General features: G+C 69.6%; 23 protein-coding genes and 2 pseudogenes. 21 read left to right on the top strand and 4 right to left on the bottom strand.

The features are described from left to right. A pseudogene (locus DQP58_RS18465) lies at window positions 1-225 on the top strand (L-aspartate oxidase); the annotation flags it as partial. Further along, window positions 222-1,082, top strand: a complete 861-nt coding sequence (gene nadC / locus DQP58_RS18470; protein WP_112709699.1) for a carboxylating nicotinate-nucleotide diphosphorylase — start codon at window positions 222-224, stop codon at window positions 1,080-1,082. The pseudogene DQP58_RS18465 and the gene nadC, both read left to right, overlap by 4 nt. A gap of 52 nt (window positions 1,083-1,134) precedes the next feature. On the opposite strand, the gene DQP58_RS18475 is transcribed toward nadC, so the two are convergent. Further along, window positions 1,135-1,548, bottom strand: a complete 414-nt coding sequence (locus tag DQP58_RS18475; protein ID WP_112709700.1) for a nitroreductase family deazaflavin-dependent oxidoreductase — start codon at window positions 1,546-1,548, stop codon at window positions 1,135-1,137. A gap of 96 nt (window positions 1,549-1,644) precedes the next feature. On the opposite strand from DQP58_RS18475, the gene hisD reads away from it, so the two are divergent. The 9 genes from hisD to DQP58_RS18520 all read left to right on the top strand — a co-directional run bounded on the left by hisD (window position 1,645) and on the right by DQP58_RS18520 (window position 9,415). Continuing rightward, entirely contained in the window at window positions 1,645-3,048 is a 1,404-nt protein-coding gene (gene hisD, locus DQP58_RS18480) for a histidinol dehydrogenase (RefSeq protein ID WP_112709701.1), read from the top strand. Next, window positions 3,045-4,241 carry a histidinol-phosphate transaminase gene (locus DQP58_RS18485; protein ID WP_112709702.1) on the top strand — a complete coding sequence of 399 codons (1,197 nt, stop codon included), beginning with the start codon at window positions 3,045-3,047 and terminating at the stop codon, window positions 4,239-4,241. Before hisD ends, DQP58_RS18485 begins: the two co-directional genes overlap by 4 nt. Further along, on the top strand, window positions 4,238-4,858 hold the full coding sequence (gene hisB, locus DQP58_RS18490; protein WP_112709703.1) for an imidazoleglycerol-phosphate dehydratase HisB: 621 nt from the start codon (window positions 4,238-4,240) through the stop codon (window positions 4,856-4,858). The genes DQP58_RS18485 and hisB overlap by 4 nt, the downstream gene beginning before the upstream one ends. Continuing rightward, window positions 4,855-5,478, top strand: coding sequence for an imidazole glycerol phosphate synthase subunit HisH (gene hisH / locus DQP58_RS18495; protein WP_112709704.1), 624 nt, complete (start codon window positions 4,855-4,857; stop codon window positions 5,476-5,478). Before hisB ends, hisH begins: the two co-directional genes overlap by 4 nt. Before the next feature lie 82 nt (window positions 5,479-5,560). Then, window positions 5,561-6,292 carry a bifunctional 1-(5-phosphoribosyl)-5-((5-phosphoribosylamino)methylideneamino)imidazole-4-carboxamide isomerase/phosphoribosylanthranilate isomerase PriA gene (gene priA, locus DQP58_RS18500; RefSeq protein ID WP_112709705.1) on the top strand — a complete coding sequence of 244 codons (732 nt, stop codon included), beginning with the start codon at window positions 5,561-5,563 and terminating at the stop codon, window positions 6,290-6,292. Between the two features lie 6 nt (window positions 6,293-6,298). Then, window positions 6,299-7,099: an inositol monophosphatase family protein gene (locus tag DQP58_RS18505; RefSeq protein ID WP_112709706.1), complete on the top strand. Its 801-nt coding sequence runs from the start codon at window positions 6,299-6,301 to the stop codon at window positions 7,097-7,099. A gap of 1 nt (window position 7,100) precedes the next feature. Further along, complete coding sequence (gene hisF / locus DQP58_RS18510; RefSeq protein ID WP_112709707.1) at window positions 7,101-7,889, top strand: imidazole glycerol phosphate synthase subunit HisF; 789 nt, start codon at window positions 7,101-7,103, stop codon at window positions 7,887-7,889. After that, window positions 7,886-8,233 (top strand): phosphoribosyl-AMP cyclohydrolase, encoded by a 348-nt coding sequence (hisI, locus tag DQP58_RS18515; RefSeq protein ID WP_112709708.1) that lies wholly within the window; start codon window positions 7,886-7,888, stop codon window positions 8,231-8,233. Before hisF ends, hisI begins: the two co-directional genes overlap by 4 nt. Window positions 8,234-8,323: 90 nt before the next feature. After that, the gene (locus tag DQP58_RS18520; RefSeq protein WP_112709709.1) at window positions 8,324-9,415 is read left to right on the top strand and encodes a calcium:proton antiporter; all 1,092 of its coding nucleotides are present in this window, start codon (window positions 8,324-8,326) and stop codon (window positions 9,413-9,415) included. A gap of 3 nt (window positions 9,416-9,418) precedes the next feature. Here the strand turns inward: DQP58_RS18520 and DQP58_RS18525 are convergent, their stop codons facing one another. Beyond that, a complete protein-coding gene (locus tag DQP58_RS18525; protein WP_112709710.1) occupies window positions 9,419-9,877 on the bottom strand; it encodes a peroxiredoxin in 459 nt (152 codons plus the stop codon). A 63-nt stretch (window positions 9,878-9,940) separates the two neighbouring features. Between DQP58_RS18525 and DQP58_RS18530 the strand changes: the two genes are divergently transcribed. The 10 genes from DQP58_RS18530 (at window position 9,941) to DQP58_RS18575 (ending at window position 21,354) form a co-directional block, all read left to right on the top strand. Then, window positions 9,941-11,473 carry an anthranilate synthase component I gene (locus DQP58_RS18530; protein ID WP_112709711.1) on the top strand — a complete coding sequence of 511 codons (1,533 nt, stop codon included), beginning with the start codon at window positions 9,941-9,943 and terminating at the stop codon, window positions 11,471-11,473. Continuing rightward, window positions 11,466-12,152, top strand: a complete 687-nt coding sequence (locus DQP58_RS18535) for a TIGR02234 family membrane protein (protein WP_112709712.1) — start codon at window positions 11,466-11,468, stop codon at window positions 12,150-12,152. The genes DQP58_RS18530 and DQP58_RS18535 overlap by 8 nt, the downstream gene beginning before the upstream one ends. A 113-nt stretch (window positions 12,153-12,265) precedes the next feature. After that, window positions 12,266-13,084: an indole-3-glycerol phosphate synthase TrpC gene (trpC, locus tag DQP58_RS18540; RefSeq protein ID WP_112709713.1), complete on the top strand. Its 819-nt coding sequence runs from the start codon at window positions 12,266-12,268 to the stop codon at window positions 13,082-13,084. Window positions 13,085-13,155: 71 nt separating this feature from the next. Continuing rightward, a complete protein-coding gene (gene trpB, locus DQP58_RS18545; RefSeq protein WP_205869465.1) occupies window positions 13,156-14,418 on the top strand; it encodes a tryptophan synthase subunit beta in 1,263 nt (420 codons plus the stop codon). Further along, entirely contained in the window at window positions 14,415-15,230 is an 816-nt protein-coding gene (gene trpA / locus DQP58_RS18550) for a tryptophan synthase subunit alpha (protein WP_112709715.1), read from the top strand. Before trpB ends, trpA begins: the two co-directional genes overlap by 4 nt. Further along, a complete protein-coding gene (locus DQP58_RS18555; RefSeq protein ID WP_112709716.1) occupies window positions 15,227-16,795 on the top strand; it encodes a prolipoprotein diacylglyceryl transferase in 1,569 nt (522 codons plus the stop codon). Before trpA ends, DQP58_RS18555 begins: the two co-directional genes overlap by 4 nt. Before the next feature lie 179 nt (window positions 16,796-16,974). Further along, the gene (locus DQP58_RS18560; protein ID WP_346427285.1) at window positions 16,975-17,328 is read left to right on the top strand and encodes a DUF2752 domain-containing protein; all 354 of its coding nucleotides are present in this window, start codon (window positions 16,975-16,977) and stop codon (window positions 17,326-17,328) included. 66 nt (window positions 17,329-17,394) lie between these two features. Further along, window positions 17,395-18,813 carry a pyruvate kinase gene (pyk, locus tag DQP58_RS18565; protein WP_112709718.1) on the top strand — a complete coding sequence of 473 codons (1,419 nt, stop codon included), beginning with the start codon at window positions 17,395-17,397 and terminating at the stop codon, window positions 18,811-18,813. Window positions 18,814-18,933: 120 nt separating this feature from the next. After that, the gene (locus DQP58_RS18570) at window positions 18,934-19,824 is read left to right on the top strand and encodes an acyl-CoA thioesterase II (RefSeq protein WP_112709721.1); all 891 of its coding nucleotides are present in this window, start codon (window positions 18,934-18,936) and stop codon (window positions 19,822-19,824) included. Window positions 19,825-19,953: 129 nt separating this feature from the next. Next, window positions 19,954-21,354: a bifunctional lysylphosphatidylglycerol flippase/synthetase MprF gene (locus DQP58_RS18575; RefSeq protein ID WP_112709719.1), complete on the top strand. Its 1,401-nt coding sequence runs from the start codon at window positions 19,954-19,956 to the stop codon at window positions 21,352-21,354. Here DQP58_RS18575 and cydC read toward each other — a convergent pair. Next, window positions 21,300-23,001: pseudogene (gene cydC / locus DQP58_RS18580) on the bottom strand (thiol reductant ABC exporter subunit CydC); the annotation flags it as partial. The gene DQP58_RS18575 and the pseudogene cydC overlap by 55 nt on opposite strands. Continuing rightward, window positions 22,988-23,596 (bottom strand): ATP-binding cassette domain-containing protein (locus DQP58_RS18585; RefSeq protein WP_114149359.1); only part of this gene is annotated, 609 nt, incomplete at its 5' end. The gene DQP58_RS18585 and the pseudogene cydC, both read right to left, overlap by 14 nt.

Raw genomic sequence — 23,596 nt, forward strand, 5'->3', positions numbered from 1 at the left:
GCGAAGGTCCGCCCCGTGGCAGGACGCCGCGACTTCGAGGACGTCGCGCTGGCCGTCGCCGCCCGCGCGGTCACGACCGCCGCCCTGGCCCGCACCGAGAGCCGCGGTTGCCACCATCGCGCCGAGTACCCGCGGACCGCCTCCGAGCTGGGACGCAGCAACGTGCTGCGCCTGGCCGACGATCAGAGCGCGGTGCTGGTGGAGGCATTGGCGGCGGTCGTATGACCGCGATGTCCGACTGCGAACTGACCGCCGCGCGCGAAACCATCAAGCGCGGCCTGGTGGAGGACCTGCGCTACGGGCCCGACATCACCACCCTGGCGACGGTGCCCGCCGAGGCGGTGGCGACCGCGTCGATGGTGCCCCGCGAGCCGGGCGTGATCGCCGGGATCGACATCGCGTTGCTGGTGCTCGACGAGGTGCTCGGCGCCCGCGGCTACGAGGTCCTCGACCGCGTCGAGGACGGCGCCCACCTGCAGCCGGGTGAGTCGGTGCTGACGTTGCGAGCCGAGACCCGTGGCCTGCTGACCGCCGAGCGGACCATGCTCAACCTGATCTGCCACCTGTCCGGGATCGCCACCACGACGGCACACTGGGTGGCCGCCGTGCACGGCACCAAGGCTCAGGTGCGCGATACCCGCAAAACGCTGCCCGGCCTGCGCGTGCTGCAGAAATACGCGGTCCGGGTCGGCGGCGGCGTCAACCACCGGCTCGGGCTCGGCGACGCCGCCCTGATCAAGGACAACCACGTGGTGGCCGCGGGATCGGTGGTCGACGCGCTGCGGGCCGTGCGCGACGCGGCACCGGACCTGCCCTGCGAGGTGGAAGTGGATTCACTCGAGCAGCTCGACGCGGTGCTGCCCGAGAAGCCCGAGCTGATCCTGCTGGACAACTTCCCGGTGTGGCAGACACAGATGGCCGTGCAGCGCCGCGACGCGCGCGCACCCGCCGTGCTGCTGGAATCTTCGGGCGGGCTCAGCCTCGACAACGCGGCCGCCTACGCCGCGACCGGGGTGGACTATCTGGCCGTCGGCGCCCTGACCCATTCGGTTCGGGTGCTCGACATCGGCCTCGACATGTAGGTCGGGCGCGTCGGGTGCACGACGCCGAACCGTCGGCAGAGCAGGGCGCCCCTCAGGCGATGTCGGCCACGAAAACGCCGATCCGGCGTAACTGCAGGCGCGCCATCGCAGGCAGGCCGGCGCCGTCTGAGCCGGCCGGCAGGATCCGCGGGTTGGTCAGGTGCACGGTCCGGTTGCGGCTGAACTCCACGTCGGCCTCGCCGGCGGCCAGCACGTTCTTCACCCAGTTCGTTTTGCCGTGACCCAGCGCGATCGCCAGCACGTTGCCCTTGCGGTAGGGCGTGACGATGGTCTCGTACGGCTTGCCGGAGGTGCGGCCGCGATGCTTGATCGTCGCCGTCCCGGGCAGAAAGCGGGCGATCGGCTTGACCGCCGGGTTGAAGTACTTGATCTGAAACCGCTCGAACCAGGGCGGAAACACCATCGGGACGCCCGGGGCGTTGTTGGGGTGATCCTTGGCGGACATGGCGGCTCCCTGGGTCGGCGCTACGTTTCAGCGCGGGGTATGGCCTCGATACCGGCACTGTACCGGTCGAATATCGACTTGAGTTCCTCTGGGACAATGGACAGCGTGAGCCTGACCCAACCGTCGCCGATGGCCCGTATCGACCTGCGGGGCGCGGAGTTGACGGCTGCGCGATTGCGGTCGGCGCTGCCCCGCGGCGGTGCCGACGTCGAGGCGGTGCTGCCCACGGTCCGGCCCATCGTGGAGGCCGTCGCCGAGCGCGGCGCCGAGGCCGCCCTGGAATTCGGCGCCACCTTCGACGGGATCCGGCCCGCGGCCGTCCGCGTGCCCGGCGTTGCGCTCGAGAAGGCCCTGAGCGAACTGGACCCGCGGGTGGCCGGCGCCCTGCGGGTGATGATCGAACGCACCCGCGCGGTGCACGCCGACCAGCGCCGCACCGACGTGACGACCACCCTGGGCCCGGGCGCGACGGTCACCGAGCGGTGGGTTCCCGTCAACCGGGTGGGTCTCTACGTGCCCGGGGGCAACGCCGTCTACCCGTCCAGCGTGGTGATGAACGTCGTACCGGCCCAGGCCGCCGGGGTCGCCTCGCTGGTGGTGGCCAGCCCGCCACAGGCCCGGTTCGACGGCCTGCCGCACCCGACGATCCTGGCCGCGGCCCGGCTGCTGGAGGTCGACGAGGTGTGGGCCGTGGGCGGCGCGCAGGCGGTGGCGCTGCTGGCCTACGGCGGCACCGACACGGGAGCCGAATGGCCCGGCTTCTCGTCGGACCGTCGACGGTCCGCGTCGTCGCCGGGGGCGGGCGACGAGCTGGCGCCCGTCGACATGATCACCGGGCCCGGCAACATCTACGTCACCGCCGCCAAGCGGCTGTGCCGGTCGCGCGTCGGCATCGACGCCGAGGCCGGCCCGACGGAGATCGCGATCCTGGCCGACCACACCGCCGACCCGGCGCACGTGGCGGCCGACCTGATCAGTCAGGCCGAGCACGACGAGATGGCGGGCAGCGTGCTGGTCACCCCCAGCGCGGAGCTCGCCGCCGCCACCGAGGCCGAGCTGGCCGCCCAGCTGCGCACGACCGTGCACCGCGAACGGGTGACGGCGGCACTCGGTGGCCGCCAGTCGGCCATCATCCTGGTCGACGACCTGGACGCCGGCGTCACCGTCGTCAACGCCTACGCCGCCGAACACCTGGAGATCCAGACCGTCGACGCGGCGGCCGTGGCGGGCCGAATCCGTTCGGCCGGCGCCATTTTCGTCGGCCCGTACGCGCCGGTGAGCCTCGGTGACTACTGCGCGGGATCCAACCACGTGCTGCCGACCGCCGGCAGCGCCCGGCATTCCAGCGGACTGTCGGTGCAGACCTTCCTGCGTGGCATCCACGTCGTCGACTACACCGAGGCGGCCCTGAAGGACGTGTCCGGGCACGTGATCGCGCTGGCCGAGGCCGAAGACCTGCCGTCACACGGCGAAGCGGTGCGGCGGAGGTTCGAGCGATGAGCCTCGAGAGGCCCGCGCGCCAGCCGACACTGGACGACCTGCCGTTGCGCAACGACCTGCGCGGCAAATCGCCCTACGGCGCACCGCAATTGGACGTCCCGGTGCGGCTGAACACCAACGAGAACCCGCACCCGCCCAGCAAGGCGCTCGTCGACGACGTGGTGCGCTCGGTGGGCCAGGCCGCCGCCGATCTGCACCGCTACCCCGATCGCGACGCGGCGGCCCTGCGCACCGACCTGGCCGCCTACCTGAGCGCCCAGACCGGTGTTGCGCTCGGCGTCGAAAACCTGTGGGCGGCAAACGGTTCCAACGAAATTTTGCAGCAGCTGCTGCAGGCGTTCGGCGGCCCCGGGCGCAGTGCCATCGGGTTCGTCCCGTCCTACTCGATGCACCCGATCATCTCCGACGGCACCCGCACCGAATGGCTGCATGCCGCCCGCGCCGACGACTTCAGCCTCGACGTGGATACCGCCGTGGCCGCGATCGCCGATCGCCGGCCCGACGTGGTGTTCATCGCCAGCCCGAATAACCCGTCCGGGCAGAGCGTTTCGCTGCCGGACCTGCGGCGGCTGCTCGACGTGGTGCCCGGCATCCTGATCGTCGACGAGGCCTACGGCGAATTCTCCTCGCAGCCCAGCGCGGTCGAGCTGGTGGCGGAGTATCCGACGAAGCTCATCGTCTCGCGCACCATGAGCAAGGCGTTCGCGTTCGCCGGCGGCCGGCTGGGCTACCTGATCGCCACCCCGGCGGTGATCGACGCGATGCTGCTGGTGCGGCTGCCGTATCACCTGTCGGTGCTCACCCAGGCCGCCGCGCGGGCTGCCCTGCGGCACGCCGACGACACGCTGGGCAGCGTGGCGACCCTGATCGCCGAACGCGAACGCGTCTCGACGGCCTTGACCGGCATGGGTTTTCGGGTGATTCCCAGCGACGCCAACTTCGTGCTGTTCGGCGAATTCGCCGACGCGTCGGCCACCTGGCAACGCTATTTGGACGCCGGAGTGCTGATCCGCGACGTCGGAATTCCCGGCTATTTGCGCGCCACCACCGGGCTGGCCGAGGAGAACGACGCCTTTCTGCAAGCCAGCGCCCAGATCGCCGCCACCGAACTGGCGCCAGCCAACGTAGGAGCGATCGCAAGCGCGGCCAAGCCGCGTGCGGCGGGTCGCGACCATGTGTTAGGAGCACCGTGACAGCCACCGCCACCCGGCGTGCGCGCATCGAGCGCCGCACCAAGGAATCCGACATCGTCGTCGAACTCGACCTCGACGGCACCGGCCGGGTCGACATCGATACCGGTGTGCCGTTCTACGACCACATGCTCACGGCCCTGGGCAGCCACGCCAGCTTCGACCTGACCGTGCGCACCAAGGGCGACATCGAGATCGAGGGACACCACACCATCGAGGACACCGCGATCGCACTCGGCCAGGCGCTTGGCCAGGCCCTGGGTGACAAACGGGGCATCCGCCGGTTCGGCGACGCGTTCATCCCGATGGACGAGACGCTGGCCCACGCGGCGGTCGACGTGTCCGGCCGGCCCTACTGCGTGCACAGCGGGGAACCGGATCACTTGCAGCACACCACCATTGCGGGCAGCTCGGTGCCCTATCACACCGTCATCAACCGGCACGTGTTCGAATCGCTGGCCATGAACGCGCGCATCGCGCTGCACGTGCGCGTGCTGTACGGGCGCGACCCGCACCACATCACCGAGGCGCAGTACAAGGCGGTTGCCCGCGCGCTGCGCCAGGCGGTCGAGTCCGACCCCCGCGTCTCGGACGTGCCGTCGACCAAAGGGGTGCTGTGACGGCAGACAAGAAAGTCGTTGTCCTCGACTACGGCTCGGGCAACCTGCGGTCGGCTCAGCGCGCGCTCGAGCGGGTCGGTGCGTCGGTCGAGGTGACCGCCGACGCCGACGCCGCGGCCGCCGCCGACGGGCTGGTGGTGCCCGGCGTCGGCGCGTACGAGGCCTGCATGACGGGACTGCGCGGCATCGGCGGCGACCGCATCATCGCCGACCGGGTCGCCGCCGGGCGCCCGGTGCTGGGCGTCTGCGTCGGCATGCAGATCCTGTTCGCCCACGGCGTCGAATTCAGCGTGGAGACCGCGGGTTGCGGGCAGTGGCCGGGATACGTCACGCGACTGCAGGCTCCCGTCATCCCGCACATGGGCTGGAACGTCGTCGAATCCGGGCCCGGCACAGTGCTGTTCAAGGGACTCGACGCGGACACCCGGTTCTACTTCGTGCATTCCTATGCCGCCCAGCAGTGGGAGGGTTCGCCGGATGCGGTGCTGACGTGGGCCACCCACGAGGGCCCGTTCCTGGCGGCGGTCGAGGACGGGCCGCTGTCGGCCACCCAATTCCACCCGGAGAAGAGCGGGGATGCCGGCGCGGCCGTGTTGAGCAATTGGGTCCAGGGATTGTGACGGACCTCGCGCCGGCGCTTTGTGTCAAGCAACAGCTGCGGACGCACGTCACCCGTCGCGTGCCCGGCACACAGGAGGAAATGTGTTGATCTTGTTGCCCGCGGTCGACGTGGTCGACGGCCGCGCCGTGCGTCTGGTGCAGGGCAAGGCGGGCAGTGAAACCGAATACGGCTCGGCGCTGGACGCCGCGCTCACCTGGCAGCGCGACGGCGCCGAATGGATCCATCTGGTGGACCTGGACGCGGCGTTCGGGCGAGGTTCCAACCGCGAACTGCTGGCCGAGGTGGTCGGCAAGCTCGACGTGCGGGTGGAGCTGTCCGGCGGCATCCGCGACGACGACTCGCTGGCCGCCGCCCTGGCCACCGGCTGCGCCCGGGTCAACCTCGGCACGGCGGCCCTGGAAAACCCGCAGTGGTGTGCCCGCGCGATCGCCGAGCACGGCGACAAGGTGGCCGTGGGCCTGGACGTGCAGATCGTCGACGGCGAACACCGGCTGCGCGGGCGGGGCTGGGAGACCGACGGCGGTGACCTGTGGGAGGTGCTGGAACGCCTTGACGGCCAAGGCTGTTCGCGGTTCGTCGTCACCGACGTGACCAAGGACGGCACCCTGGGCGGGCCCAATCTGGACTTGCTGGCGTCGGTCGCCGAGCGCACCGACGCCCCGGTGATCGCCTCCGGCGGCGTGTCCAGCCTCGACGACCTGCGCGCGATCGCCACCCTCACCGGCCACGGTGTCGAGGGCGCCATCGTGGGCAAGGCCCTCTACGCCGGGCGGTTCACCTTGCCGCAGGCGCTGGCCGCGGTGGCGGAGTAGCGCCGCATGGACGTGCACACGTTGGTGGCGCAGGCGTCGGCGATCCTCGACGACGCGTCCGAGCCGTTTTTGTCCGGGCACCGTGCCGATTCCGCGGTCCGCAAGAAGGGCAACGACTTTGCCACCGACGTCGACCTCGCGATCGAGCGTCAGGTGGTCGCCGCGCTCGTCGAGGCCACCGGGATCGGGGTGCACGGCGAGGAATTCGGCGGTTCGGCCGTCGACTCGCCATGGGTATGGGTGTTGGATCCCGTCGACGGCACCTTCAACTACGCGGCCGGATCGCCGATGGCCGGAATCTTGCTGGGTCTGCTGCACCACGGCGACCCCGTGGCCGGGCTGACCTGGCTGCCGTTCTTCGACCAGCGCTACACCGCGGTGGCGGGCGGCCCGTTGCGCAAGAACGGGGTGCCGCAGCCGCCGCTGACCTCCATCGACCTGGCCGACGCGTTGGTCGGCGCCGGGTCGTTCAGCGCGGACGCGCGCGGCCGGTTCCCGGGACGCTACCGGATCGCGTTGCTGGAGAACCTGAGTCGGGTCTCGTCGCGGTTGCGCATGCACGGCTCCACCGGACTCGACCTCGCGTTCGTCGCCGACGGAATATTAGGTGCGGCAGTAAGTTTCGGCGGCCACGTGTGGGATCACGCCGCCGGGGTCGCGCTGGTGCGAGCCGCCGGCGGCGTCGTCACCGACCTGTCCGGGCAGCCGTGGACCCCCTCGTCGGATTCCGCGGTGGCGGCGGGTCCCGACGCCCACGCCGAGATCCTGGAAATTCTGCGCGCCACCGGCCGGCCGGAGGATTACTGAGATGCCCCCGAATCCCAATGGCCTGGCGGTGCGGGTGATCCCGTGCCTGGACGTCGACGGCGGCCGCGTGGTCAAGGGCGTCAACTTCGAAAACCTCCGGGACGCGGGCGATCCCGTGGAGCTGGCGTCCGCCTATGACGCCGAAGGCGCCGACGAGCTCACCTTCCTCGACGTGACGGCGTCGTCGTCCGGACGGGCGACCATGCTCGACGTGGTGCGCCGCACGGCCGAGCAGGTCTTCATCCCGCTGACCGTCGGTGGCGGCGTGCGCACGGTGGCCGACGTCGACGTCTTGCTGCGTGCGGGCGCCGACAAGGTATCCATCAACACCGCCGCGATCGCCCGGCCCGAGCTGCTGGCCGAGATGGCGCGGCAGTTCGGTTCTCAGTGCATCGTGCTGTCCGTCGATGCCCGCACGGTGCCGCCGGGCGCCGTGCCGACGCCGTCGGGCTGGGAGGTCACCACCCACGGTGGGCGCCGTGGCACCGGTCTCGACGCAGTCGAATGGGCTTCGCGCGGCGCCGATTTGGGGGTGGGGGAGATCCTGCTGAACTCGATGGACGCCGACGGCACCAAAGCGGGGTTCGACCTGGAGATGCTGCAGGCGGTGCGTTCGGCGGTCACGGTCCCGGTGATCGCCAGCGGCGGCGCCGGGGCGGCCGAGCACTTCGCGCCGGCGGTCGCGGCCGGCGCCGACGCGGTGTTGGCCGCCAGCGTGTTCCACTTCCGGGAGCTGACCATCGGGCAGGTGAAGGCGGCCATGGCCAAGGCGGGGATCACCGTCCGATGACGCTCGACCCGAAGATCGCGGCCCGGCTGAAGCGCAACGCCGACGGCCTGTTCGCCGCCGTCGTGCAGGAGCGCGGCAGCGGCGACGTGCTGATGGTCGCCTGGATGGACGACGCGGCACTGGCCCGCACCCTGGAAACCCGTGAGGCGACCTATTATTCGCGGTCCCGCGGCGAGCAGTGGATCAAGGGGGCGACGTCCGGTCACACCCAGTACGTCCACTCGGTGCGGCTGGACTGCGACGGCGACACCGTGCTGCTGACGGTCGACCAGGTCGGTGCGGCGTGTCACACCGGCGACCACAGCTGCTTCGACGCCGACGAGGTGCTGCCACCGCCGAGCTGACCCGACGGACCAGCCGGCAAGCAGGCCCGGACGTGTCTAGGGGCACCTTCCGCGCGCGTGGGGTCATGGCATCGACAAGAATGGCAGTCAATGTCGAAATGGCTGTCCTGGAACATCGTTGTACCGGTGCTTTCCGTCGTCGTGCTGGCACTGATCTGGGGCAAGACGCTCGGGCCGGTGCTGGTCGGGTTGACGGCGTTGTTCCTCATCGGCGCGGTGGTCGCCGCGGTGCATCACGCGGAGGTGGTCGCGCATCGTGTCGGCGAGCCCTTCGGGTCGTTGGTGCTCGCGGCGGCGGTGACGGTCATCGAGGTGGCTTTGATCGTCGAGCTGATGGCATCGGGCGGCAACGAGACGGCGACGCTGGCCCGCGACACTGCGTTCGCGGCGCTGATGATCACCACCAACGGAATCGCCGGGCTGTCGCTGCTGCTCGGTTCGCGGCGCTACGGCGTGACGCTGTTCAACGCCGAGGGCAGCGGCGCCGCGCTGGCCACCGTGACCACCCTGGCGACGCTGAGCCTGGTGCTGCCCGCGTTCACCACCACGACCGTGGGCAGGGAGTTCTCGCCCGGCCAGCTCGCCTTCGCCGCGGTCGCCTCGCTGCTGCTCTATCTGATGTTCGTCTTCACCCAGACGGTGCGGCATCGTGACTTTTTTCTGCCGATCGCGCAGAAGGGCCAAAAGAGCCTGTTCGCCGACGAAAGCCACGCCGAACCGCCGACCACCCGCGCGGCGCTGACCAGCCTCGGACTGATGCTCGGGGCCCTGGTGGCGGTGGTGGGCCTGGCCGAGGAGGAGTCGCCGGCCGTCGAGAAAGCGGTGACCGCGGTCGGCTTTCCGCAGTCGTTCGTCGGTGTGATCATCGCGGCCCTGGTGCTGCTGCCCGAGACGCTCGCGGCGGTGCGCGCGGCGCGGCAGGGCCGCATCCAGATCAGCCTTAACCTGGCGTACGGCTCGGCCATGGCCAGCATCGGGCTCACCATCCCGGCGATCGCGCTGGCGTCGATATGGCTCAAGGGGCCGCTGCTGCTCGGCCTCGGCGCCATCCAGCTGGTGCTGCTCGCGCTGACGGTCGTGATCAGCGTGCTGACGGTGGTCCCCGGCCGGGCCACCCGCCTGCAGGGCGAGGTGCATCTGGTGCTGCTGGCCGCCTACGTGTTCCTGGCGATCAGCCCCTGACGGTCACGCCCGCGCGCGCAAACTCGCCAGCGCCTTATCGGCGTGGCTGTCCATGTTGAATTCGCTGGAGATCACCTCGAGCACCGTGCGGTCGGTGTCGATGACGAAGGTCGTGCGCTTGACCGGCATCAGCTTGCCGAGCAGGCCGCGCTTGACGCCGAACTGGGTGGCGACGGCGCCGTCGGCGTCCGACAGCAGCGGGTAGTCGAACTTCTGCAGGTCGGCGAACTTGGCCTGCTTGTGCACGGCGTCGGCGCTGATCCCCACCCGGTTGGCCCCGACCGCGGCGAACTCGGCGGCCAGGTCGCGGAAGTGGCACGCTTCCTTGGTGCAGCCGGGCGTCATCGCGGCCGGGTAGAAGAACAGCACGACGGGCCCTCCGGAGAGCAGTTCGCTGAGCTTGCGCGGCGTCCCGGTCTGATCGGGCAGTTCGAAGTCCGCGACGGTGTCACCAGGTTTCATGGCGGACACGCTACGCCGGACGCTGTCCCGCTCGGGTTTCCCTGCGTCTGGAAGGATGGATCGGTGCACGCCCACCCCGCCGCGACGACCTCACGAGAGGATTTTCGCCAGCTGGCGGCCGAGCACCGCGTGGTCCCGGTGACCCGCAAGGTGCTGGCCGACAGCGAGACCCCGTTGTCGGCCTACCGCAAACTCGCCGCCGACCGCCCGGGCACGTTTCTGCTGGAGTCGGCCGAGCACGGCCGTTCCTGGTCGCGCTGGTCGTTCATCGGCGCGGGATCGCCGTCGGCGCTGACCGTGCGCGACGGTGAAGCCGTCTGGCTGGGTGTGGTGCCACAGGACGCGCCGACCGGGGGCGACCCGCTGCAGGCCCTGCGCACCACGCTGGAAGTGCTGGCCACCGGCCCCCTCGAGGGACTGCCGCCGCTGTCGGGCGGCATGGTCGGGTTCTTCGCCTACGACATGGTGCGGCGCCTGGAACGGCTGCCCGAACTGGCCGTCGACGACCTCAAACTTCCCGACATGTTGCTGCTGCTGGCCACGGACTTGGCGGCAGTCGATCACCACGAGGGCACCATCACGCTGATCGCCAACGCCGTGAACTGGAACGGGACCCAGGACCGCTTCGACGAGGCTTACGACGAAGCGATCGCCCGCCTGAATGTGATGACCGCGGCGCTGGGCCAGCCGTTGCCATCGACGGTCGGCACGTTCGAGCGGCCAGAGCCGCGCTACCGCGCGCAGCGCAGCGTCGAGGAGTACGGCAAGATCGTCGACTACCTCGTCGAACAGATCGCCGCGGGCGAAGCGTTCCAGGTGGTGCCCTCGCAACGGTTCGAGATGGACACCCAGGTGGATCCGATCGACGTGTACCGGATGTTGCGGGTCACCAACCCGAGCCCCTACATGTATCTGCTGCATGTGCCCAATGACACTGGGGGAACGGACTTTTCGATCGTCGGCTCCAGCCCGGAGGCGCTCGTCACCGTCTGCGAAGGCGTCGCGACCACCCACCCGATCGCGGGAACCCGGTGGCGTGGCGACACCGACGAGGAGGATCACCTGCTGGAAAAGGAGCTGTTGGCCGACGAGAAGGAACGCGCCGAGCATTTGATGCTGGTCGATCTGGGCCGCAACGATCTGGGGCGCGTTTGCGCGCCGGGCACCGTGCGCGTGGAGGACTACAGCCACATCGAGCGCTACAGCCACGTCATGCACCTGGTCTCGACGGTGACCGGCACGCTCGACGAGGGCCGGACCGCGCTGGATGCGGTGACGGCCTGCTTCCCGGCCGGCACCCTGTCGGGCGCCCCGAAGGTACGGGCCATGGAGCTGATCGAAGAGGTGGAGAAGACCCGCCGTGGTCTGTACGGCGGGGTGGTGGGCTACCTGGACTTCGCCGGCAATGCCGACTTCGCGATAGCCATCCGCACCGCCCTGATGCGCGACGGCACCGCGTATGTGCAATCCGGTGGCGGGGTGGTCGCGGACTCCAACGGCCCCTACGAATACACCGAGGCGACCAATAAGGCCCGCGCGGTGCTCAGCGCGATCGCCGCCGCCGAGACGCTGACCGAACCCACCTGCAATGACTGAGGCCGGCGCGGGCACCGGCCGGCCGGGCGGGCGCTGGCCGATCCGGATCGCCCAGATCGTCCTCGTGGTCGCCGCGGGCGCGTTGTGGGTGGCCTCGCGGTTGCCGTGGGTCGTGATCCGCTCGTTCGACGGGTTGGGGCCGCCCAAGCGGGTGACCCTGGCGGGCGGCGCCTGGTCGACAGCGCTGCTGCCGTTGGCGCTGCTGCTGCTGGCTGGGGCCGTCGCCGCCATCGCCGTGCGGGGGTGGCTGCTGCGCGCGCTGGCGGGGCTGCTGGCGGTGGTCAGCCTGGCGGTCGGCTACCTCGGGATCAGCCTGTGGGCGCTGCCCGACGTGGCGGTTCGCGGCGCCGAGCTGGCCCACGTGTCGGTGATGTCGCTGGTCGGGAGCGAGCGACGGTACTGGGGCGCGGGCGTCACGGTGGCGGCCGCGGCCTGCACGCTGATCGCGGCCGTCCTACTCATGCGATCCGCGTCGGACTCGGGATCGGCCCGTTCGAGCGCACGAAAGTACGCGACACCGGCGACGCGCCGGTCGATCGTGCGACGCGAAGAGGCCGACGGGGCGATGCTGGAGCAGCCGGAGACGCCGGGAATGTCGGAGCGGATGATCTGGGACGCGCTTGACGAGGGGCGCGACCCGACCGATCGGGCAGGCGAGTCCGACACCGAGGGTCGGTGACGGACCGCAAGCCGCGGGCCGCTACCCTTCATTCACGTCGTCGCGATCGGCTGGGGACACCAAAGTGGCCGTGGGATGACAGCGGACGAACAGGGCGAAGGGAAACGACAGGCATGAGTCCGGCAACCGTGCTTGACTCCATCCTCGAGGGAGTCCGGGCCGACGTTGCCGCGCGGGAAGCGCTCATCAGCCTGTCCGAGATCAAAGCCGCCGCGGCGGCGGCGCCGCCGCCACGGGATGTGATGGCCGCGCTGCGCGAGCCGGGAATCGGGGTCATCGCCGAAGTCAAGCGCGCCAGCCCGTCGGCGGGCTCGCTGGCGACCATTGCCGATCCGGCCAAGTTAGCCCGCGCCTATGAAGACGGTGGAGCCCGCATCATCAGCGTCTTGACCGAGGAGCGGCGTTTCCACGGCTCGCTCGACGACCTCGACGCGGTGCGCGCGGCGGTCTCGATACCGATTCTGCGCAAAGACTTTGTCGTGCAGCCCTATCAGATTCACGAAGCGCGTGCGCACGGCGCCGACATGCTGCTGCTCATCGTCGCCGCGCTGGAGCAGTCGGCGCTGGTGTCGATGCTGGACCGCACCGAATCCCTGGGCATGACGGCGCTCGTCGAGGTGCACACCGAAGAAGAAGCCGACCGGGCGCTCAAGGCCGGTGCCAACGTAATCGGTGTCAACGCCCGCGATCTGGCGACGCTCGAGGTGGACCGGGATTGCTTCGCGCGCATCGCGCCCGGGCTGCCCAGCAACGTGATCAGGATCGCCGAATCCGGTGTGCGCGGTACCGCAGACCTGCTGGCGTATGCCGGTGCGGGTGCCGACGCCGTGTTGGTCGGCGAGGGTCTGGTCAAAAGCGGTGACCCGCGCGCCGCGGTTGCCGACCTGGTCACCGCCGGCACCCATCCGTCCTGTCCGAAACCGGCTCGCTAAGTCGCTTCGTCACTGAAGAGCCCCTGCGCTGATACGTTGAACCCCATGAGCCATCCCCGCGTAGAGCATTGGTGATGGTGGACCTGTCCCGCCCGGACCTTCCGCAGCCGAGCGCAGCCATCGCCGAACCCACCCGCCACGAACCCGATGCGGGTGGCCATTTCGGCGTCTACGGCGGCCGCTATGTCGCCGAGGCGTTGATGGCCGTGATCGAAGAGGTGACCGCCGCCTACGAGAAGGAACGGGTCAACCAGGATTTCCTGGACACCCTCGATTACCTGCAGGCGCATTACGCCGGCCGGCCCTCACCCCTGTACGAGGCGCCGCGGCTGTCCGAACAGGCCGGCGCGCGCATCTTCCTCAAGCGAGAAGACCTGAACCACACCGGTTCTCACAAGATCAACAACGTGCTCGGTCAGGCGTTGCTGGCGCAGCGGATGGGCAAGAAGCGGGTGATCGCCGAGACCGGGGCCGGGCAGCACGGCGTCGCCACCGCCACCGCGTGTGCCTTGCTGGGGCTGGACTGCGTGATCTACATGGGTGCGGTGGACACCGAGCGCCAAGCGCTCAACGTCGCACGGATGCGCTTGCTGGGAGCGACGGTCGTCGCGGTCGCCAGCGGCTCGAAAACGCTCAAGGACGCCATCAATGAGGCGTTTCGGGATTGGGTCACCAATGCCGACAACACCTTCTACTGCTTTGGCACCGCGGCCGGCCCGCATCCCTTCCCCGCCATGGTGCGCGACTTTCAGCGGATCATCGGCCTCGAGGCGCGCGCCCAGATCCAGGCCCAGGCCGGACGCTTGCCCGACGCCGTGATGGCCTGTATCGGCGGGGGATCCAACGCCATCGGCATCTTCCACCCGTTCATCGACGATCCGGGGGTTCGACTGGTCGGATTCGAGGCGGCCGGCGACGGTGTCGAAACCGGAAGGCACGCCGCGACCTTCAGCGGCGGCTCGCCCGGCGCGTTTCAGGGGTCGTTCTCGTATCTGCTGCAGGACTCCGACGGGCAGACCATCGAATCCCATTCCATCTCAGCGGGTCTCGATTACCCGGGTGTGGGTCCCGAACACGCGTACCTGCGCGAGATCGGGCGCGCCGAGTACCGTCCGATCACCGACTCGGAGGCGATGGATGCGTTCCGCGTGCTGTGCCGCACGGAAGGGATCATCCCGGCGATCGAATCGGCGCACGCCGTCGCCGGTGCGCTGAAGTTGGGACCCGAATTGGGGCAGGGCGCGATCATCGTGGTGAACCTGTCCGGGCGCGGTGACAAGGACGTCGAGACGGCCGCGAAGTGGTTCGGGCTGTTGGGGTCCAGCGATCGATGACCGTCAAGCAGAGCGAGGCGAGCAGACTTCAGTCGATCTTCGACGGCTGCCGCAACGACAATCGCGCGGCGCTGATCGGTTATCTGCCCACCGGTTATCCCGACGTGCCGACGTCCGTGAACGCAATGACCGCACTGGTCGAATCGGGTTGCGACATCATCGAAGTCGGGGTTCCCTATTCCGATCCCGGCATGGACGGCCCCACCATCGCGAAGGCGACGGAGGCGGCGCTGCACGGCGGAGTACGCGTGCGCGACACCCTTGCCGCGGTCGAGGCGATCAGCGCGGCCGGTGGGCGCGCGGTGGTGATGACCTACTGGAACCCCGTGTTGCGCTACGGCGTTGACGCGTTCGCCCGGGATCTGGCAGCGGCCGGAGGGTACGGCCTGATCACCCCCGACCTCATCCCCGACGAAGCCGCGCAGTGGCTGGCGGCATCCGACGGGCACGGGCTGGACCGGATCTTCCTGGTGGCGCCGTCCTCGACGCCGCAGCGGTTGGCGATGACGGTCGAGGCGTCGCGCGGATTCGTCTATGCCGCTTCGACGATGGGCGTGACGGGGGCGCGTGACGTCGTGTCCAACGCCGCCCCCGAGCTGGTGGGCAGGGTCAAAGAGATATCCGACATACCCGTCGGTGTCGGCCTGGGGGTCCGGTCGGGAGAGCAGGCCGCCCAGATCGGCAGCTACGCCGACGGTGTCATCGTGGGGTCGGCGCTGGTGACGGCGTTGGGGGACGGGGGATTGACTGAATTGCGCACGCTGACTGAGGAACTCGCGGCCGGTGTCCGTCGGGGGGCGTCCGCATCGTGACCAAGCTGCTGGCCTACTTCCCGAGCCCGCCGCAGGGTGTGTGGCACCTGGGGCCGTTGCCCATCCGGGCCTACGCGCTGTTCATCATCGCCGGCATCGTGGCGGCGCTGCTGATCGGTGATCGGCGCTGGGCGGCGCGCGGTGGCGAGCGCGGCGTGATCTACGACATCGCGCTGTGGACGGTGCCGTTCGGCTTGATCGGGGGTCGGCTCTACCACCTGGCCACCGACTGGCGAACCTATTGGGGCCCCGGCGGCGCGGGACTCGGGGCGGCCGTGCGGATCTGGGACGGCGGCCTGGGCATCTGGGGCGCGGTGGCACTCGGCGGCGTCGGCGCCTGGATCGGCTGCCGCCGGCGCGGGATTCCGCTTCCGGCCTTCGCCGACGCGCTGGCACCGGGGATCATTTTGGCGCAAGCGATCGGCCGGCTCGGTAATTACTTCAACCAGGAACTCTACGGCCGCGAGACGACGCTGCCCTGGGGCCTGGAGGTGTTCTACCGCCGCGACCCCACCGGGTACATCGACCCGCATTCGCTGGACGGCATCTCGACGGGCCAGATCGCTTTCGTGGTGCAGCCGACGTTTCTCTACGAATTGATCTGGAACCTGCTGATTTTCGCGGTCCTGATCTACGCCGACCGGCGCTTCACGCTGGGCCACGGCCGGTTGTTCGCGCTGTATGTGGCGGGCTATTGCGTCGGACGGTTCTGCGTCGAGCTGCTGCGCGACGACACCGCCACCCACATCGCGGGCATCCGGATCAACTCGTTCACATCGACTTTCGTGTTCATCGGGGCCGTCGTGTATCTGATGGCGGCGCCCAAGGGCCGCGAAGATCCCGAGACACTGCGCGGCAACGAATACCTCGAGGAAGAGGCGCAGGCCGAGTCGGACGCCGAGCCCGCGACGGTGGCGGCGACGGCTGCTGCCGGCGCCGGCGCCGCCGCCGATGCGCCGGCAGGCCCGGGGGAGGCGGCGGACTCCGACGAAATCCCCACCGGCGAGCCGGGAATCGAAGAACCGGCGGCGGACTCGGCGGAGACCGTCACCGAGCAGCAACCCGCCGAGGCTGAGGCCGAAGAGCCCGAGCCCGAGGAGGAATCCGAGGAGCCGGAGGTTGAGGCGGCGGCTGACGAGGCAGCGACCGAGACGGTGGCCGCCGATTCCGGTGCGGAGGAAGCCGACGCGGCCGACCTCGAGGCAACGGAGCTCGAGGCCGACGTCGAGGAACCGGACGAGCTCGAGGCCGAAGAACCCGAGGCGAAAGACGAAGAGCCCGAAGCTGAAGAGGCCGAGGCCGAAGAACCCGAGGCGAAAGACGAAGAGCCCGAAGGCGAGGGCGAGGAGCCCGAGGCGAAAGACGCAGAGCCCGAAGGCGAGGCCGAGGCCGAGGAGCCCGAGCCCGAAGAGCCGGAAGCCGAAGAGTCCGAAACCGAAGAACCCGAAACCGACGAACCGGAATCTGAAGAGCCAGAGCGCGAACCCGCCACCGAAACGGCCCCGGCTCAACCGGAAACCCGCCGGCGCTGGGGCTCGCGACTGCGCAACCGCCTCGGCCGCTGACCGGCGCGTGCCGCCCCATTTCATCGGGCCGGGCGCAACGGATCTGGCATGCTGAAAAGCGTGACCACCGCAGGGTCAGCCGCTCGATGACCCAACCCCGTTCACCCGCGCACGCCGCGGGCCCATCCCATCCGCGTGGGGTGGGGCGGCATCGCCTCACCATCGCGGCCGGAACCGGCCTGGCGCTGGGCGGCGCGCTCACCTACGTCGCCCTGGCCGACCCGCACAGCCCGAGTTCGATCTACCCGCCGTGCCCGTTCAGGATGCTCACCGGCTGGAACTGCCCGTTTTGCGGCGGGCTGCGGATGACGTATGACCTATTGCACGGTGACCTGCTGGCCGCCATCCACGACAATGTCTTCCTGCTGGTAGGAATCCCGCTGCTGGCGGTGTGGGCGCTGGTCCGCCGCGCCCGCGGCAGGGCTTGGCCGTCGCGCACGGCGTTGCTGACGGTCGTGGCCGCGACGATCGCGTGGACCGCGCTGCGTAACCTGCCCGCCTTCCCGCTGTTTCCCACCGTTCTTGGTGGGTAAGAGCACACCGCCTGGCGTCGGCCATCTGCGGGCCGTGGGGGTTGCACACGACTATGCTGGGTCGGCGTGAGTAGACGCGGAAAGATCGTCTGCACCCTTGGCCCTGCGACCAATTCGGATGAGTCGATCCAGGCCCTGGTTGAAGCCGGAATGGACGTCGCCCGGCTGAACTTCAGCCACGGCGACTACTCGGATCACAAGGCCGCCTACGAGCGCGTCCGTTCGGCTTCCGACGCCACCGGCCGCGCCGTCGGCGTGCTCGCCGACTTGCAAGGCCCCAAGATCCGGTTGGGGCGTTTCGCCACCGGTCCCACCTACTGGGCCGACGGCGAAACGGTCCGGATCACCGTCGCGGACTGCGAGGGCGACCACGACCGGGTGTCGACCACCTACAAGAAGCTCGCCACCGACGCCGCCGTCGGCGACCGGATTTTGGTCGACGACGGCAAGGTCGGCCTGGTGATCGACGGCATCGAGGGCGACGACGTCATCTGCACCGTCGTCGAGGGCGGGCCGATCAGCAACAACAAGGGCATCTCGCTACCCGGCATGAACGTGTCCGCACCGGCCTTGTCGGAGAAGGACATCGATGACCTCACCTTCGCGCTGGAACTCGGCGTCGACCTGGTCGCGCTCTCCTTCGTGCGTTCGCCATCCGACGTCGAGTTGGTGCACGAGGTGATGGACCGGGTGGGCCGGCGGGTGCCGGTGATCGCGAAGCTGGAGAAGCCGGAGGCCGTCGACAACCTGGAAGCCATCGTGCTGGCCTTCGACGCCATCATGGTGGCCCGCGGCGACCTCGGTGTCGAGCTGCCCCTGGAAGAGGTTCCACTGGTGCAGAAGCGGGCCATCCAGATGGCCCGAGAGAACGCGAAACCCGTCATCGTCGCCACCCAGATGCTGGATTCGATGATCGAAAGCTCACGGCCCACCCGCGCCGAGGCCTCCGACGTCGCCAACGCCGTCCTCGACGGCGCCGACGCGGTGATGCTGTCCGGGGAAACCTCGGTGGGCAAGTACCCGATGGCGGCCGTGCGGACCATGGCGCGCATCATCTGCGCCGTCGAGGACAATTCGACGGCGGCCCCGCCCCTGACGCACGTGCCCCGCACCAAACGGGGCGTGATCTCGTATGCGGCCCGCGACATCGGCGAGCGGCTGGACGCCAAGGCGCTCGTCGCGTTCACCCAGTCCGGCGACACGGTCAAGCGCCTCGCGCGCCTGCACACCCCGCTGCCGCTGCTGGCCTTCACCGCGTGGCCCGAGGTGCGCAGCCAACTGGCCATGACCTGGGGCACCGAGACGTTCATCGTCCCGATGATGACCTCGACCGACGGCATGATCCGCCAGGTGGACAAGTCGCTGCTGGAACTCGGTCGCTACAAACGTGGCGACCTGGTGGTCATCGTCGCCGGCGCGCCACCTGGCACAGTAGGGTCAACCAACCTCATCCATGTACACCGGATCGGGGAGGACGACGTCTAGCGCCTGGCGACGATGCAGGCCGCGCAGCGGCCTGAGGAGGAGGCGGGCAATCGACCCGAAGGAGAGTGTGTGCCGGCCGGCTGTGAGCCCCAGGAGCCGAACGCGGCGGAACAAGCCGCAATACCCACCCATTCGGACTTCACCGAACTGCTGGCGACACTCGACCTCGAGCGCGTCGACGACGACCTGTTCATCGGCTCGCATCCGAGCAAGAACCCCATGCGAACATTCGGTGGTCAGCTCATGTCGCAGTCCTTCGTGGCGAGCAGCCGCAGCCTGGTTCGTGGCGACCTGCCGCCGAGCGCGCTCTCGGTGCACTTCATCAACGGGGGCGACACCGCCAAGGACATCGAATTCCGCGTGACCAGGCTGCGCGACGAGCGCCGCTTCGCCAACCGGCGCGTCGATGCGGTGCAGGACGGCACGCTGCTGAGCTCGGCGCTGATCTCCTACATGGCCGGGGGCCGCGGCCTCGAACACGGCGTCGCGCCGCCGGAGGTGGCCGAACCGCACACGCAGCCCACCATCGGCGAACTGTTGCGCGGTTACGAGAAGACCGTTCCGCACTTCGTCAACGCCCTGCAGCCCATCGAGTGGCGGTACACCAACGACCCGGCCTGGGTGATGCGCACGAAGGGCGAGCGGTTGCCGCACAATCGGGTCTGGGTGAAGGCGTTGGGGGAGATTCCCGACGACCCCGTATTGCACACCGCAACAATGGTGTATTCGTCGGACACCACCGTTTTGGACTCGGTTATCACCACGCACGGTCTTTCCTGGGGATTCGACCGCATATTCGCCGCGTCGGCCAATCATTCCATTTGGTTTCACCGGCAGGTCGACTTCAACGACTGGGTGTTGTACTCCACATCGTCACCGGTCGCGGCCGATTCGCGCGGGCTGGGCACCGGGCACTTCTTCGACCGGTCCGGCCTGCCGCTGGCCACGGTGGTGCAAGAAGGCGTGCTGAAATACTTCCCTTCTTCGCGCCGACAAAACGTGACCCAATAGCCGCGAAATCTTCGCGCTAATTCGGCCTTGTAAAGGCCCTGATGCGGCGTAGCTTTAACGTAGCCGGGTATTCGGTGCAGAGGCGGCAATCAAGCCGCCCAGCTGTTGTCAGCGCATCGGGAGGTGAGTGTGAACGGGCCGGTGGTGGACGTCACGGTAGCGAGACCCCGCGCGCGCGAACGCGTTGTCGTCTCGGTCGATTCACTCGCGGCCCGCTTGCTCGGCGCTTTGGCGCTGTTCTTCGCGGCGTGCTGGCTCATCGAGATCCTCGCGCGCCACCACAGCCAACCCAGTTGGCAGTACTCCGACCGGTTGGCCTGGTCGCTGACGGTGCTGGTGGCGGTGGCCTGGATGGCCCGCGGCATCTTCTTGGGCCGGCCCGTGACCACGATGCACGCCGCCGCCGCGGCCTTTTTCGTGCTGGCGGGCCTGGGCCTGCATGTGTTGTCCTTCGACCTGCTCGGTGACGTGGTGATCGCCAGCTCGGGCATGGCGTTGATGTGGCCGACGACCTCCCATCCGCGGCCGGATGACCTGCCGCGGGTGTGGAAGTTGATCGACGCGACCGCCGGCGACCCGCTCGCGCCGTTCACCATGCAGACCGGCAAGAGCTACCACTTCACCGCCGACGGGACCGCGGCGCTGGCCTACCGGACGCGGATGGGGATCGCCGTGGTCGGCGGTGACCCGATCGGTGACGAGGCGCGCTTCGGTGAACTGGTGGCCGATTTCGCCGCTTTCTGCCACGCCCACGGTTGGCGCATCGCCGTGGTGGGCTGCAGCGAGCGGCGGCTCGGCCTGTGGAGCGATTCGGCGGTGCTGGGACAAACGTTGCGGCCCATTCCGATTGGGCGCGATGTGGTCGTCGACGTGGCCGACTTCGACATGGTGGGCCGCAAGTTCCGCAACCTGCGTCAGGCGGTGCAGCGCACCTATAATTGCGGCGTCACAACCGAAATCGTGTCCGAGCAGGAACTCGATGGTGAGCTGCTGGCCGAGCTGACCGAGGTGGTGCGGGAGTCGTCCAAGGGCGCCCACGCCGACCGCGGATTCCACATGAACCTCGACGGCGTGCTCGAAGGCCGGTTCCCCGGCATCCGCCTGATCATCGCCAGGGACAAGACGGGCAAGGTGCAGGCGTTCCACCGGTACGCCACCGCCGGAGGCGGCAGCGACATCACCCTCGACGTGCCATGGCGCAGGCGCGGCGCTCCGAACGGGCTCGACGAGCGGCTCAGCGTCGACATGATCATGGCCGGCAAAGAGACTGGGGCACAGCGGGTCTCGCTCGCGTTCGCGGCCTTCCCGGAGATCTTCGACGCCAAGAACCGGGGCCGGACCCAGGGCCTGCTCTACCGGTTGACCCACGTACTCGACCCGCTGATCGCCCTTGAGTCGCTGTACCGGTACGTGCGCAAGTGGAACGCCCTGGACGCCCGGCGGTATGCGGTGATCTCCGTGACGCAGATCGTTCCGCTATTGTTCGTGCTCCTGTCGCTGGAGTTCATGCCGCGCCGGCGACACCTCTGAGTGCGGCGCGTCATCGACGCGCAATTCGGGGCAGTCAAAACCCTCGGGCAGGTGGTGCGTCGCCACCACCACCGTCCGCTGCGGCGACATCAGCCGCGAAGCGGGGGCCAGCAGCTCGCGCAGTATCCGTTCGGCGTCGGTGACGTCGAGGTGTTCGGTCGGCTCGTCGAGCAGCACGATCCGCGCGGGGGAGATCATCGCCCGGGCCAGCAACAGCCTCCTGCGCTGGCCGGCCGAAAGGGCCTGCGCGCCACCGGTGAGCACCGTGGACAGACCATCGGGCAGGGCGCCGAGCCAGGGGCCGAGGCCCACGACGTCCAGTGCTGTCGTCAGTTCGTCATCGGGGCAGTCCCCGCGCACGACCAACAGGTTGTCGCGGACGGTGGTGGCGAAGATGTGCGCGTCCTCGGCGAAAAACCCTACGGCGCTGCGCAAGTCGACCTCATCGAATTCGTTCAGGGCGATGCCGTCCAGCGTGACCCGCCCGTCCAGCGGCGGCAACAAACCGGCCAGGGTCATCAGCAGGGTCGTCTTCCCGGAACCGCTGGCGCCGGTGACGGCCAGCCTCGCACCCGGCGGCAGGTCGATTGCTGCCCGGGTGGACCGCGCCGCGCCGTAGTGGCCGGAACGCACGTCGGCCGTCAGCCGTCCGGCGCCGACCGGTGTGGGTGCGCTCCCCGTGGGGGTTTCGGGCCCCGACGGGGTCAGATCAAGCAGGCGGCGCGCGGCGATCCGTGACCGCGTCAACTGGATCGCGGCGGCCGGCAACGGCGTCATCGCCTCGAATGCCGACAGCGGCAGCAGCATCAACACCGCCAGGGTGGTCGGCGCGACCGCGTGCGCCAACCCGATCCCGCAGACCACCGCGCCCAGCACGCTGGCCCCGATCGCCGCGGTGGGCATCGCCTCGGCGATGGCGGCCGGTTTGGCGGCGGCGTCCAGGGCATCGCTCCACGCGCGTTGCCGGCGTTGCGATTCGGCGATGACCCGGGGAAGCAGGCCGGCGACCCGGAGCTCCGGGGCATGCTCGAGGGCCAGCAACGCCGACGTGTCGCGGTCGGAATGATGCTGGCGCGCAACGTCTTCCTGGGTCGCGGCGGCCCGACCCGCAAGACGGGGAGCGACGAACCCGGCGATCAGCAGGCAGACGGCCAGCACGACGGCCGCCGCGGGCGAAATGGCGGCAACGACCGCCGTCGCCGCCAGGGCCAGCACCGCCGCGACGCCGATCGGCACCAGGGCGCGCACCAGGACGTTGGCCAGTTCGTCGACGTCGGTCCCGACCCGGGCCACCAGTTCACCGCTGTGCAGCCGGACGGCGGCCGCCGCGGGCCCGCGCGCCAGCCGTCGATAGATCTGTACCCGCGCCGCGCCGGCCGCGCGCAGAGCCGTGTCGTGGGTGGCCAATCGTTCGCAGTAGTGCAGCACGCCCCGGGAGATCGCGAACATGCGGACTGCGACCGCCGCGACCGACAGGTCCAGCACGGGCGGCATCTGCCAGGCGCGGGTGATCAGCCACGCCGAGACACCAGCCAGCGCCAGCGCGCTGCCCAGCGAGAGCACCCCGAACGCGATGGCCGCCAAGACGCGGGGCCACCGCGGGCGCAGCAGTGTCACAGCGTCCACCAGCGGATCACGCCGGGGCATGACGCACCGTCCGCTCGGCGGCCACCTCGACGATCCGGTCACCGACGGCCAGCACCGGCGCGCGGTGGCCGACGACGATCACGGTCGCACCGGCCCGGGCCCGTTCGACGATGGCCCGCAAGACGCGTCGCTCGGTGGGTGCGTCCAGGTGTGCGGTCGGCTCGTCGAGCAACAGCACGGCGGCCGTCGAGCCGAGCGCTCGGGCCAGACCTAGCCGCTGGCGTTGCCCCAGCGACAACCCGACACCGCCGCGCCCGAGCACGGTGCTGCCCCCATCGGGCAGCTCGGCCAGCACGGCGTCGAATCCGGAATCGGCGCAGGCCTTTTCGACGTCGTCGAGTCGTCCGAGCAGCGCCAGGTTGTCGTCGACGGTGCCCGGGACCAGCACCGGGCGTTGCGGCAGCCAGGACAGTTGTGTCCACCAGCCAGCCGGCTCCAGGTCGGCGACGTCGACGCCGTCCACGATGACCCGGCCCGACGAGGGCACGCCGATGCCGGCGATCGCCTGCAGCGCGGTGCTCTTGCCGGCGCCGTTACGCCCGGTGAGCACCGTCACCGAGCCGGGCTCGATGACCGCGTTCAGGTCGCGCGGGGC

The organism is Mycobacterium colombiense (assembly GCF_003284975.1).
Lineage (GTDB): Bacteria > Actinomycetota > Actinomycetes > Mycobacteriales > Mycobacteriaceae > Mycobacterium > Mycobacterium europaeum_A.